Below are 11,800 nucleotides of genomic sequence, written 5' to 3'. Positions count from 1 at the left end.
ACAACTATTCCGGAACTCCAGCCATGTGCAGGCCCTTTACGAGGCGCCTGCTTCCTGCGCGGAATGTAGGATCGTCCGAAAGCCAAACATTCTTCAAGCGACGAATGGCGAAAGCGGGATCCAGTGCAAGTCCGTCTCGCTTGGCTGCCACCGCATCATCCATCTTTCCGATGAGGGCTAGAACCGCTGCTGATACAAAATGGGCAACGGGGTAGTTTGGGTTGGCCTTTATGCTTCGCCGTAACCACTCAATCGCCTCGGCCTCGGCTCCGAGGCATAATTTGGCTAAGCCAACGCAGCACAGCCACCGATGTGCGCCGTCGTCACGTGGGGACAGGCGCAATGCATCTCGTACGTATCCCTCCATTTCTTCTGGGTGACCGAGAAGCATTTTTGCGACGCCAAAGAGAGCATGAGCCTCCGCCAAATTTCGGTTCAGAGCCAGTGCGCGCTCGCATTCGGCAACTCCTTTCTCCGCGCGCTGCGTACATACTTGCACGACGCCTAAAGCCATGTGAGCGAGAGCGTGTTGCGGGTCTAACGAAAGCGCTTTCATTGAAGCCGCCTCTGACGCCGCGAAATATCGGCAAGGGTCATCAGCGAAAACAACGCCAGCCATTGCCGCATCGACCAGCGCGATCCCTACCAATGCCTCAACGTTGTCCGGCTCAAGTCCCAAGGCCCGCTCAAAGAAGCTTCGAGCCTGCCTCAGGTGAGGAGAAGTCCAACTCTTGTTCCAAAGGGCCATTCCTTGGAAATAAAAGTCCAACGCGCTCGGTTGCAATGAGCGTTCCGCCCGCCGTGCCTCCGCAGCGATGAGTTGGGCATTAAGCGCGTTGGCCAATCTCGACACAATTTCGTCCTGCATCTCGAAGAGATCGGCTAGGGGTTTGTCAAAGCGGTCCGCCCAGAGGTGGCTTCCTGTTTCAGTGTCGACCAGTTGGACATTCACTCGAAAGCGGTCTCCGCTGCGCTGTACGGACCCTTCGAGCACGTAGCGAACGTCAAGGTCGCGGCCAATCTGCTTCAGGTCGATCGGCTTGCCTTTGTAGGTATATGCAGTGTGGCGGCCGATCACGAGCGATCCACTGATGCGCGACAGGTCGGTGGTCAGGCTCTCGGTCACGCCATCGACGAAATAATCCTGCAAGGGGTCGCCGCTAAGATTGGCGAAAGGCAGCACGACAATGGAGAGGCGGGGCGGTGAGCGGGGCACCTTCGCGCCAACGGGTCTTTGGGGGTAGAGGCCATCTAGGAGGGCGGCATAGGTTTGGATCGGAAGATCAATATTCTTGAAAGTCTGCTCTCCACAATTTGCAAACTCAATGCCGACCTTGCCCCTGATGTGATCGTAGGCAGACGAGGAAATGCAGATTCCGCCGGGGTCAGCGATACTCTCTAGCCGTGCCGCGATATTGACGCCGTCACCAAAAACATCATGCGGTTCGACAATCACATCGCCTACATTGATGCCGACGCGAAAGGCAATTCGTCGTTCTTCCGCATCGGCGGCGGTAAGCTCCCTGATGCGAGTCTGAAACTGCACTGCGGCGCGAACCGCTTCGACCGCGCTTGGAAACTCTGCCAAGAACCCATCGCCGGTGTTCTTCACGATCCGGCCTCCGTGTTCGGAGATGGCAGGCGCGACCCCTTCGGCAAGGAGACTTGTCAATTTAGAGTGGGTTGCTTCTTCGTCATGGTGCATTAGCCGCGAATAGCCCGCCACGTCAGCGGCCATTATCGCTGATAGCCTGCGTTCAAGACGAACCGGCCGCTCCTGCTCCATGGCAATATTCCAACCCACTGTCGCTGGTGGCGGATCAGAGAAGTGCCGAACGCGCTGTTCTCGTTTCCATCATGCCCACGCGGAGGCAGGGGGTCAAAATGATAGTGGGTCCAAGTCGCAATTTTTCAGCCGCTACGGCTGATCTAGCGGGCGTTTCCGAAATCCGACCTGCTCTTTTCTCCGCGCCTTCGCGCTCGCAATCCGCTCGAGCTGCCGGCCCGCGGCGAAGGTTGATCCCGAATTCGGCAAATACGTCGAGCCTATTGAAGGCCCCCTTGCCCGCCGCGAACTTCAGGGACGAGGAAAATTCGGCTTGGAAAGAGCTTCTGCCATGGGGCAGAGGCGGCCGAGAGGGTGCCAAAATTCTCTCGCCCAAATAAGAAAAAAAGTAAGGCGCGACTGGCATCACCACAGTCGCGCCCTACGTCGCCGGCTTATGGGGCAGGGGGGAATAGCCGGCTGTTGATACGACTCCCAGGCGCGGAAGTCGTTCCAAGGCTCCCGAAATATTTTTCGCGGCGCGACCTTTTTCGCACACGGTTAAGTGATCGTGACGGCCGAGAACCCCCGCTCCTCCGGCTGCGTTGTTCCCGCGATCGCCATGGGGCGAGGGGTCGACAGCCATGTCACAGATTCAAAAGGTATTTTTGGGCGCCGCCGCGATTGCCGCGATGCTCGGCGCGGCGCACGTGCAACTGGCCTCCGGCCATGATCTGGCCGACCGCTGGCAGGCGGTCGCCGACAAGCCCGGCCATGACGTCAATCGGACAGGCAAGGCCGACCGGCTCGCCGAGATCAAGTCGGCGGCGGTTCCCACCCGCACCGTGTCGATGCGGCTGAACGACCTTGCCGATACCTCGGTGCTGCTGCGGGTCCCCGCAGTGATCGAGACCGGCAATGCCAAGCCGCCGGTGACGCTCCAGAACCAGAACCAGAATCAGAAGCAGGGCCGCAACAAGCCGACCATCGCCTGCGAGCCGATGGTCAGCTCCCTGACCGAGGTCGCCAAGCTGCTCCAGCCGGGCCGCTGCGTGACCTGATCGCCCCAGGCCAAGGGACAGGTCAAGGGACAGGCTGCCTCTGCCGCGGGCAGGGACGGCTGCTCACGTCCTCTTGATCCGCCGTCCCATCGCGTTATATCCCGGTTTTCCCCTTTTGATTGACCGGGTAAACGCATGACGACGTCAGATTCAGCTGTGCATACGCAGCCCTTCCAGGCCGAGGTTTCCGAGCTGCTGCACCTCATGGTGCACTCCGTCTATTCGGAGACCGACATCTTCCTGCGCGAGCTCGTCTCCAACGCCTCGGATGCCTGTGACAAGCTCCGCTACGAGGCGATCGAAAGTCCCGCGCTGCTGGGCGAGGGCGACGCGCTCAAGATCCGCATCATCCCGAACAAGACGGCCGGAACGCTCACGATCGCCGATAACGGCATCGGCATGGAGCGGCAGGAGCTGATCGACCATCTCGGCACCATCGCCCGCTCCGGCACCAAGGCGTTCGTCTCGAAGCTGAAGGAGGCCAAGGACGGCCTCGGCCTGATCGGCCAGTTCGGCGTCGGCTTCTATTCCGCCTTCATGGTCGCCGACAAGATCATCGTGGTCAGCCGCCGCGCCGGCGAGAGCGACGTCTGGAGCTGGACGTCCTCCGGCGGCTCCGGCTTCGAGATCGCGCGGGCCAGCGAGGAAGACGCGGCGCGCGTGACACGCGGCACCGAGATCGTCCTGCACCTGAAGGACGACGCCAAGAAATATCTCGAGACCTACGAGATCGAGCGCATCGTCGGTGCCTATTCCGACAACATCCTGTTTCCCATCGAGCTGGTGCCGGAAGAGGGCGAGCCGCGCCAGATCAACTCGGCGAGCGCGCTGTGGCAGCGATCGAAATCGGAGCTTTCAGCCGAGGACTACAAGAAGGCCTATCAGCAGATCGCCTCCGCCTTCGACGACCCTGCGATGACGCTGCACTACCGCGCCGAGGGCCGCTACTCCTACGCCGTGCTGCTGTTTGCGCCGTCGACAAAGCCGTTCGACCTGTTCGAGCCCTCGCGCAAGGGGCGCGTCAGGCTCTATGTCCGCCGCGTCTTCATCACCGATGATGCCGATCTGCTCCCGGGCTATCTGCGCTTCATCCGCGGCGTCGTCGACAGCGAGGATCTTCCGCTCAACATCTCGCGCGAGATGCTCCAGAACAATCCGCAGCTCGTGCAGATCCGCAAGGCCGTGGCGACCCGTGTCGTGTCCGAGCTCGAGGGCCTCGCCGAGAAGGACGCGGAGAACTTCGCGAAGATCTGGGATGCTTTCGGCGCGGTGCTGAAAGAGGGCATCTACGAGGATTTCGAGCGTCGCGAAAAGCTGCTGGCGCTGTCGCGCTTCACCACCACGACGGGCGAGAAGCGGTCGCTGAAGCAGGTTGTCGCCGATTTCAAGCCGAACCAGACCGAGATCTATTATCTCGTCGGTGACAGCATCGAACGGCTGAAGTCCAACCCGCGGCTCGAGGCGGCGACCGCGCGCGGCATCGAGGTGCTGCTGCTGTCCGATCCGGTCGATGCCTTCTGGACCTCGATGCCGACGGAGTTCGAGGGCAAGCCGCTGAAGTCGCTGAGCCAGGGCGATCTCAATCTCGACCTGATCCCGCGCGTCGACGCGACGGACGAGGCGAAGAAGGACGAGCCGGAGGCGGACGAGGCCGCCACCATCGCGGTCATCAAGGCCGCCCTCGGCGAGCGCGTCAGCGACGTCAAGGCGTCCACGCGCCTCACCAGCTCGGCCTCCTGCCTCGTTGCCGACAGCCAGGGTCCGAGCCGCGAACTCGAGCGTATCCTGTCGCAGCAGAACCGCGGCATGCGCGCCAAGCCGGTCCTCGAGATCAATCTGCGCCATCCGATGGTGGGGGCGATCACCAAGGCTCAGGCCGGCTCCAAGGCGGTCGACGATCTCAGCTTGCTCCTGCTCGAGCAGGCACAGATCCTGGACGGCGAGTTGCCGGAGGACCCGGCGGCGTTTGCGGCGAGGTTGAACCGGCTCGTGTTGCAGGGGCTCGGCGGATAGCGCCGCGGCGCACCGCCTCACCTTGCCGTCATCTGTACTTCGGAACAGTCGCCTCCGGCGTGGTGTTATGCCATATCAGGCCGTCGGCATCCGATCCGCCGACGCTACCGATTCGAGGATGTCTCCATGCGTTTGCCGATCCTGACCCTCACCGCGATTGTCACGCTGTTTGCTGCGGCAGATGCGCGCGCCCAGACCTATGATCCGCGCTATCCGGTGTGCATGCACGTCTACACGCCCGGCGGTTGGGGCGGCGGCGGCGACTATTACGACTGCTCCTTCACCTCGCTGCCGCAGTGTCGCGCCACGGCGTCGGGCCGCTCCGCGAGCTGCGACCTCAATCCCTATTACGCTTTTGACGAGCCTCCGCCGCCGCCGCGCCGGCGTCACAAGAAGGTGCAACAATAGCGATCCGCGATGCGGCACGCTGGAGCACTGCTCATGCGTTTCTCGTTCGGCCTGGTCGTAAGCATCGGTGCGGTGGTCGCGGCCGCGCCGTCGCATGCGCAAACCTTCGATCCCCGCTATCCCGTCTGCATGCACGTCTATTCCGGCTCGAGCGGCGGCGGCGGGGAGTGGTATGACTGCTCCTTCACCTCGCTGCCGCAGTGTCGCGCCACCGCGGCGGGCCGCGCCGCGACCTGCGATCTCAATCCGTATTATCCGGTCAGCGTGCCGTCGCCGCGCCAGCGTCACAGGCGAAGCGGCTAGCGCTCACTCCGCGGCCACCAATCCCTGTGCTTTCACCAGTCGCCAGCGCCTCCTGCGGTTGACCCAGATCAACGCGCGGAATTGCAATCCTCGTCACCCTCGTCCCGAAGCTCGGCATCAGGAGCCCGGCATCACGCCGGCCTGTTAGATCGGGCGCTTGAGGCGAGGACATCTGCATGAACAAGCGCACCGTTATCACGCTCATCGGCGCGACCTTTGGTTTGATCGCCGTTTCCCAGCCGGCCCGCGCGGACATGATCGCGCGTTACGAATGCAGCACCGCCGGTTTCTATAGCCAGGAGCCGATCGGCGACCGCCCCGACCACAATTTGGTGACTCAGGACTACGTCTGCGTCGGTGTCGATGGCCTGCTGAAGGGCGCGGTCTATTCCGCCTCCAATGCGGTGGAATGGGACGGCCCAAAAGCGACCATCGTATTCGGTGGTGGCGTGCACCGGATTCCCGGTGGACGTCTCGTCACGCAACTGATCGAAGGCTCCGCTCAGGCGGTCATGAAGGACGGCAAGCCCATTGGCGTCGAGTCCTCGGGCAAGGGGATCGTCAAATTCGGTTCGGGTCCGTTCGCCGGGTTGAGCGGCAAAAGCGTCAAGTTCGTCACCACTCCCGTCAATCCAATCCGGTTCAACCTCGAATTCACGGCAGACTGACGCCGCTGCGGAGGCGTGGCTTGCACCTCGGGAAACGCTATTCCTTCTTGATCCCCGAAAGCTCGACCACCTTGCGCCAGCGCTCGGTCTCCGCCGTCAGCATGCCGCCGAACTCGCCGGCATTGCCGTGCAGCGGGATCGCGCCGAGTTCGGCGATGCGGACCTTGATCTCGGCGTCGGAGAGCGCGGTGTCGATCTCGCGATTGAGAAGATCGACGATCTCGCGCGGCGTGTCGTGCGGGGCGCCGACGCCGTAGAATGAGCTCGTCTCGTAGCCGGGCAGCGTCTCCGCGATCGGCGGCGCGTCCGGCAGGATCTCTGAACGCTCGCGCGTGGTGACGCCGAGCGCGCGCAGCTTTCCGGCGCGCACCAGCTCGAAGGACGAGGTGACGTTGTCGAACATGCCCTGGATCTGGCCGCTCATCACGTCGGTCAGGCCCGGCGCCGAGCCGCGATAGGGGACGTGGGTGAACCGCACGCCGGCCAGCGACTTGAACAGCTCGCCGGACAGATGCAGCGAGGTGCCGATCCCGGAGGAAGCGATCGACATCTTGCCGGGATTGGCCTTGGCGTAGGCGATGAAGTCGGCGACGGTCTTCACCGGCAGGTCGTTGTTGACGACCAGCACCAGCGGAATCCGCGCGACGCCCGCGATCGGCGCGATGCTCTTGGCGAAATCATACGGCAGCGAAGGATCGAACGAGGCGTTGATCGCGTTCGCGGTCGAGGTCAGCAGCAGCGTGTAGCCGTCAGGGGCGGACGTGATGACCGCCTGCGTCCCGATATTGCTGCCGGCGCCCGGCTTGTTCTCGACGACGAAGGTCTGGCCGAGCCGTTCGGACAGGCGCTGGCAGAGCAGCCGCGACAGCACGTCGGTGGCGCCGCCCGGGGCATAAGGCACCACCCATTTCACGCTGCGCGATGGATAGGAGGGGGTGCCGATCGCAAAGGCGCGCGGCGCAACGAGCGCAGCGACGGCACAGGCGGCGGTGTGGAGGAAATGTCGCTTGGTGATCATGGTCGTCTCCAGTTCCCCTGTCCCCGCAGCCGAGGCGAGGACACGCGCAGCGCGCCCAAATGACTCGTTTTGCTATCGCAAGAATTGCGCTGCGGCGCACGCCGATCCCATCGGCTTGGTAAAGGATGACTAGAGTTAATCGCGCACTAACCGGCTTTTACCTTGTCTCTTAACACCTGGGCAGGGCGCGCGGGCTAAGCTGGGGGAACCAGCAGACACGTTCCGAAAGCATGAACGGCATGACCACCGGCGTCATCGAGCAACCGAAGGCCGCGCGCGCGCCATCGGCGTCAAAGATCTGGCTGAAGGCGATCGAGCTGACCGCGCGGATCGAGACGCTGCCGGGCCGGCTGTTTGCCGACGTCGTCGACGATTGGGCGCAGCGTCAGCCCGACCGCGTCGCGCTGATCACGGATGACGCAGCGCTCGACTACGAAGGTTTGTCGAAACGCATCAACCGCTATGCGCGCTGGGCGCGCTCGGTCGGTGTGAGCAAGGGCGAAACTGTCGGCCTGATCATGCCGAACGGCCTCGACTATGTTGCCGCCTGGCTCGGCATTAGCCGGATCGGCGGTGTGGTCGCGCTGATCAATACAAAGCTTGTCGGGCAATCGCTCGCGCATTGCCTCGATGTCGCGAGGCCCCTGCACATCATCGTCGCGCACGACCTGGTGGAGACGCTGGAGAGTGCGAAGCCACATCTGAAGACCGAGGCCGAGGTCTGGACTCATGGCGATGCCCGCAGCGAGCGGGCCATCGACGTCGCGCTTGCCGCGCTCGACGACGGCCCGCTTTGTCCCGGAGAGCACGGCGACGTCACCATCGATGATCGCGCGCTGCTGATCTACACGTCCGGCACGACAGGCCTGCCCAAGGCCGCCAGCATCAGCCATCGCCGCATCCTCAACTGGGGCTTTTGGTTCGCCGGCCTCACCGGCGCCGGCCCACAGGACCGGCTCTACGATTGTCTGCCGCTGTTCCACTCGGTCGGCGGCATCGTCGCGCCGTGCAGCATGCTGGCCGCCGGCGGCTCGGTGGTGATCGCGGACAAATTCTCGGCGTCGAATTTCTGGTCCGACATCGTGCGGCACGACTGCACGCTGTTTCAGTATATCGGCGAGCTCTGCCGCTATCTGCTCAAGGCGCCGCCGTCGGAATACGAGAACCGCCATCGGCTGCGGCTCGTCTGCGGCAACGGCCTGCGCGGCGACATCTGGGAGGACTTTCAGACCCGCTTCGCCATTCCTCGCATCCTCGAATTCTATGCGGCGACCGAAGGCAATTTCTCGCTGTTCAACGTCGAGGGCCAGCCCGGCGCGATCGGCCGTATCCCGCCGCTGCTCGCGCATCGTTTCCCCGCGAGCCTCGTCAAGCTCGACCCTGACAGCGGCGCGCCGTTGCGCAATGAAGAGGGTCTTTGCATCGCCTCCGCCCGTGGCGAGGCGGGCGAGGCCATCGGCCGCATCGGCACGGCGGACCAGGGCGGCGGCCACTTCGAGGGCTACACGGACGCCGGGGAGACCGAGAAGAAGATCCTGCGCGATGTCTTCGCCAGGGGCGATGCCTGGTTCCGCACCGGCGATCTGATGCGGCTCGACGACAAGGGCTTCTTCCATTTCGTCGATCGCATCGGCGACACCTTTCGCTGGAAGGGCGAGAACGTCGCGACCTCGGAGGTCAACGACGCCGTGCGCGATTTTACCGGCGTCATCGACGCCACCACTTACGGCGTCAGCATCCCCGGCACCGACGGCCGCGCCGGCATGAGCGCAATCGTCGTGAACGAGGGTTTTGACGTCACCGCACTGTCTGCCCACCTTGCGCAGCGCCTGCCAGCTTACGCCCGCCCGGTTTTCATCCGCATCTCGCGCGAGCTCGATGCCACCGAGACCTTCAAGCAGAAGAAGGGTGAGCTCGCCCGCGAGGGCTTTGACCCGGGCGCGATCTCCGGTCCGCTCTTCATGCTCGATCCGAAGTCAGGTGCCTATGTGGCGCTGGACGGGGAGGCGTATGCGGCAATCTCGGAGGGCGCGATCCGGCTGTAGCCCAACCAAAATCCGCCAGATAGGTCCAATTTTATCTGAATTGTCCAAGAAGCCATTTACTTCTGTCGAGTAAACAGACGGCCATGGGGAGGCGGTCATCAAGAGCCGCCGCAAGACATACGATCGATCAACAAAGCAAGAGGCAAGCCAGCCATGTCGGTAAGGTCCAAGGTCATTGAAGCGATCCAGCAGATCGCCAAGGAACAGCACGTCGCGCTTCCCGCGCTCTCGGACGATCTGTCCCTGCACGAGACGGGTTTCGACTCGCTCGCCTTCGCGATCCTTGTCGCTCGGCTCGAGGACGAGACCGGTGTCGATCCGTTCACCATTTCCGAGGACGCAGCGTTCCCCGCCACGGTCGGCGATTTCGTGCGGGCCTACGAAAATGTCCCCGCGTGAGATCTTTGCGCTTCGCGATCATCTCGGCGCGGAGCTGAAGGGCCGTACGCTGTCGGATGCGCACGATGTCGTGTCGCTGACCGACATCCTGTCGCAGACGGTCCTGGGCGGCCGCCTGCGCGAGCTGTCCGGCCGCGCGGTGCTGCTCAAATTGTCCGACCAGCTCCGGTCGGGCCTTGCCATGATCGAGCTCGACGGCGTCGCCCGCCGCATGCTGCTGTGTCCGCCCGATCTCAATCCGGCGTATCTGGACGCGCTGATCGCGGATGCCGGGATCGATGCCGTCGTCACCGACGAGCCCGATCGCTGGGCTGAGACCGGCGTGCCGCTGGTCGTCACCGCACAATTGCCGCTTCAAGCCACCGCGCCCGCGCAGACCGAGCGCGCCACCGAATGGCTGATGCTGACCTCGGGCACGTCAGGCGTGCCGAAGATCGCCGGCCATACGCTGGAAGCGCTGACCGGCGCGATCGTCGCCGAAGGCCCCGCGCGCGGACCGGCGCCGGTGTGGGCGACGTTCTACGACATTCGCCGCTATGGCGGCCTCCAGATCTTCCTCCGCGCCATCCTCTCCGGCGGCTCCATGGTGCTGTCGGATCCGCATGAGGCCCTCGCCGATCACGTCGCTCGGCTGAACGCGCGCGCGGTCTCCCACATCTCCGGCACGCCCTCGCACTGGCGCAAGCTTCTGATGAGCGGCTCGGCCGCGCAATTCGCGCCGGCTTACGTCCGTCTCTCCGGCGAGATCGCCGACCAGGCGGTGCTCGACGGCCTGAAGGCGGCATTCCCGAATTCCTCGGTCGGCCATGCCTACGCCTCGACCGAGGCCGGTGTCGGCTTCGCCGTGAATGACGGGCTCGAAGGCTTTCCGGCCGACTATCTCGGCAACCGCAACGGCGTCGAGATGAAGGTCGTGGACGGCTCGCTGCGCATCCGCTCGACGCGCACCGCACATGCCTATATCGGCCGCGACGCCGCCGCGCTCACCGATGATGACGGATTTGTCGACAGCGGCGATATTGTCGAGCTGCGCGGGGACCGCTATTATTTCGTCGGCCGCCGCGGCGGCATCATCAATATCGGTGGGCTGAAGGTCCACCCCGAGGAGATCGAGGCTGTCATCAATCGCCATTCCGACGTCCGGATGTCGCGGGCCAAGTCGCGGAAGAGTCCGATCACCGGCGGCATCGTGGTCGCCGACGTGATCCTCGCCGACGGCACCGACCAGGCGCGCGCGAAGGAGATTCGCGACCAGATCCTGGATCAATGCCGCGCGCAGCTCGCTTCCCACAAGGTGCCGGCGGTGATCCGCTTCGTCGAGACGCTCGACGTCACCCCGGCCGGCAAACTGGCGCGCACCGATGCATAATGTCCTCGTCACCGGCGGCAGCCGCGGTATCGGCCTTGCGATTGGCAAGCGTCTGGCTGGCGCCGGCTACAACGTGATTGCCGCGGCGCGCCGCGAGAGCGACGAGCTCAGGGCCGCCATTGGCGAGTCCGAGGGTCGTCTGCATTTCCGAGCCTGCGATCTCGCGGTGATCGACGCGATTCCCGCTTTCGCAAAGCTCGTGCGCGACGAATTCGGCCCGATCTACGGCCTCGTCAACAATGCCGGCCTCGGCACCGAAGGCCTGCTCGCGACCATGCACAATTCCGAGATCGAGGCGCTGGTGCAGCTCAACGTGCTGTCGCCGATCATTCTCACCAAATATGTCGCACGGCAGATGATGGCCGATGGTGCCGGCCGCATCATCAACATCTCCTCGATCATCGCGACGACCGGCTATAACGGCCTGTCCGTCTATGGCGCGACCAAGGCGGCCGCCACCGGCTTTACCCGCTCGCTCGCGCGTGAAGTCGGCAAGCTCGGCATCACCGTGAACGCGATTGCGCCTGGTTTCATCGACACCGAGCTGACTCACAATCTCTCCGACGAAGGACGCAAACGCATCGCGGGCCGAAGTGCATTGCGCCGGCTGCCGGAGACGGAAGACGTCGCACGGATGGTGGAATATCTGCTCGGCGATGGCGGCCGCAACGTCACGGGCACCGTGTTCACGGTCGACGCCGGGAACACGGCGTAAGGCGGAACTTCACCGCCACAATTGCATTGATTCGGC

General features: G+C 63.8%; 11 protein-coding genes. 9 read left to right on the top strand and 2 right to left on the bottom strand.

Features of this window, described 5'->3' with window-relative positions; genetic code table 11:
- Positions 1-4 precede the first annotated feature (4 nt).
- Complete coding sequence (locus BJA_RS39545; protein ID WP_038966153.1) at positions 5-1,786, bottom strand: adenylate/guanylate cyclase domain-containing protein; 1,782 nt, start codon at positions 1,784-1,786, stop codon at positions 5-7.
- Between the two features lie 623 nt (positions 1,787-2,409).
- Between BJA_RS39545 and BJA_RS39540 the strand changes: the two genes are divergently transcribed.
- From BJA_RS39540 to BJA_RS39520, 5 genes are all read left to right on the top strand, one after another.
- A complete protein-coding gene (locus BJA_RS39540) occupies positions 2,410-2,826 on the top strand; it encodes a hypothetical protein (RefSeq protein WP_011090514.1) in 417 nt (138 codons plus the stop codon).
- A 135-nt stretch (positions 2,827-2,961) separates the two neighbouring features.
- Positions 2,962-4,839: a molecular chaperone HtpG gene (htpG, locus tag BJA_RS39535; RefSeq protein ID WP_011090513.1), complete on the top strand. Its 1,878-nt coding sequence runs from the start codon at positions 2,962-2,964 to the stop codon at positions 4,837-4,839.
- Between the two features lie 126 nt (positions 4,840-4,965).
- Positions 4,966-5,247: a DUF3551 domain-containing protein gene (locus BJA_RS39530; RefSeq protein WP_028173828.1), complete on the top strand. Its 282-nt coding sequence runs from the start codon at positions 4,966-4,968 to the stop codon at positions 5,245-5,247.
- Between the two features lie 33 nt (positions 5,248-5,280).
- Complete coding sequence (locus BJA_RS39525) at positions 5,281-5,550, top strand: DUF3551 domain-containing protein (protein WP_038966154.1); 270 nt, start codon at positions 5,281-5,283, stop codon at positions 5,548-5,550.
- A 176-nt stretch (positions 5,551-5,726) separates the two neighbouring features.
- On the top strand, positions 5,727-6,218 hold the full coding sequence (locus BJA_RS39520) for a hypothetical protein (protein ID WP_011090511.1): 492 nt from the start codon (positions 5,727-5,729) through the stop codon (positions 6,216-6,218).
- Positions 6,219-6,255: 37 nt separating this feature from the next.
- Here the strand turns inward: BJA_RS39520 and BJA_RS39515 are convergent, their stop codons facing one another.
- Positions 6,256-7,236: a Bug family tripartite tricarboxylate transporter substrate binding protein gene (locus tag BJA_RS39515; protein ID WP_011090510.1), complete on the bottom strand. Its 981-nt coding sequence runs from the start codon at positions 7,234-7,236 to the stop codon at positions 6,256-6,258.
- Between the two features lie 230 nt (positions 7,237-7,466).
- Here BJA_RS39515 and BJA_RS39510 point away from each other — a divergent pair, with 230 nt between their 5' ends.
- From BJA_RS39510 to BJA_RS39495, 4 genes are all read left to right on the top strand, one after another.
- Positions 7,467-9,281 carry a long-chain-acyl-CoA synthetase gene (locus tag BJA_RS39510; protein ID WP_011090509.1) on the top strand — a complete coding sequence of 605 codons (1,815 nt, stop codon included), beginning with the start codon at positions 7,467-7,469 and terminating at the stop codon, positions 9,279-9,281.
- A gap of 153 nt (positions 9,282-9,434) precedes the next feature.
- On the top strand, positions 9,435-9,680 hold the full coding sequence (locus BJA_RS39505) for an acyl carrier protein (protein ID WP_007597226.1): 246 nt from the start codon (positions 9,435-9,437) through the stop codon (positions 9,678-9,680).
- Positions 9,667-11,049 (top strand): class I adenylate-forming enzyme family protein, encoded by a 1,383-nt coding sequence (locus tag BJA_RS39500; RefSeq protein WP_038966155.1) that lies wholly within the window; start codon positions 9,667-9,669, stop codon positions 11,047-11,049. Before BJA_RS39505 ends, BJA_RS39500 begins: the two co-directional genes overlap by 14 nt.
- Complete coding sequence (locus BJA_RS39495; protein ID WP_011090507.1) at positions 11,042-11,764, top strand: SDR family NAD(P)-dependent oxidoreductase; 723 nt, start codon at positions 11,042-11,044, stop codon at positions 11,762-11,764. The genes BJA_RS39500 and BJA_RS39495 overlap by 8 nt, the downstream gene beginning before the upstream one ends.
- Positions 11,765-11,800: the final 36 nt, after the last annotated feature.

The organism is Bradyrhizobium diazoefficiens USDA 110 (assembly GCF_000011365.1).
Taxonomy (GTDB): domain Bacteria; phylum Pseudomonadota; class Alphaproteobacteria; order Rhizobiales; family Xanthobacteraceae; genus Bradyrhizobium; species Bradyrhizobium diazoefficiens.
Note: the sequence above shows the minus strand (reverse complement) of the source record. Positions and strands in the feature narration are given on the sequence as shown.

Excerpts from the sequence above, each read along its gene's own strand:
- BJA_RS39515 (WP_011090510.1), bottom strand. The coding sequence starts at position 7,236 with ATGATCACCAAGCGACATTTCCTCCACACCGCCGCCTGTGCCGTCGCT.
- BJA_RS39495 (WP_011090507.1), top strand. The coding sequence starts at position 11,042 with ATGCATAATGTCCTCGTCACCGGCGGCAGCCGCGGTATCGGCCTTGCG.
- htpG (WP_011090513.1), top strand. The coding sequence starts at position 2,962 with ATGACGACGTCAGATTCAGCTGTGCATACGCAGCCCTTCCAGGCCGAG.
- BJA_RS39505 (WP_007597226.1), top strand. The coding sequence starts at position 9,435 with ATGTCGGTAAGGTCCAAGGTCATTGAAGCGATCCAGCAGATCGCCAAG.
- BJA_RS39545 (WP_038966153.1), bottom strand. The coding sequence starts at position 1,786 with ATGGAGCAGGAGCGGCCGGTTCGTCTTGAACGCAGGCTATCAGCGATA.
- BJA_RS39500 (WP_038966155.1), top strand. The coding sequence starts at position 9,667 with ATGTCCCCGCGTGAGATCTTTGCGCTTCGCGATCATCTCGGCGCGGAG.
- BJA_RS39525 (WP_038966154.1), top strand. The coding sequence starts at position 5,281 with ATGCGTTTCTCGTTCGGCCTGGTCGTAAGCATCGGTGCGGTGGTCGCG.
- BJA_RS39520 (WP_011090511.1), top strand. The coding sequence starts at position 5,727 with ATGAACAAGCGCACCGTTATCACGCTCATCGGCGCGACCTTTGGTTTG.
- BJA_RS39510 (WP_011090509.1), top strand. The coding sequence starts at position 7,467 with ATGAACGGCATGACCACCGGCGTCATCGAGCAACCGAAGGCCGCGCGC.
- BJA_RS39540 (WP_011090514.1), top strand. The coding sequence starts at position 2,410 with ATGTCACAGATTCAAAAGGTATTTTTGGGCGCCGCCGCGATTGCCGCG.
- BJA_RS39530 (WP_028173828.1), top strand. The coding sequence starts at position 4,966 with ATGCGTTTGCCGATCCTGACCCTCACCGCGATTGTCACGCTGTTTGCT.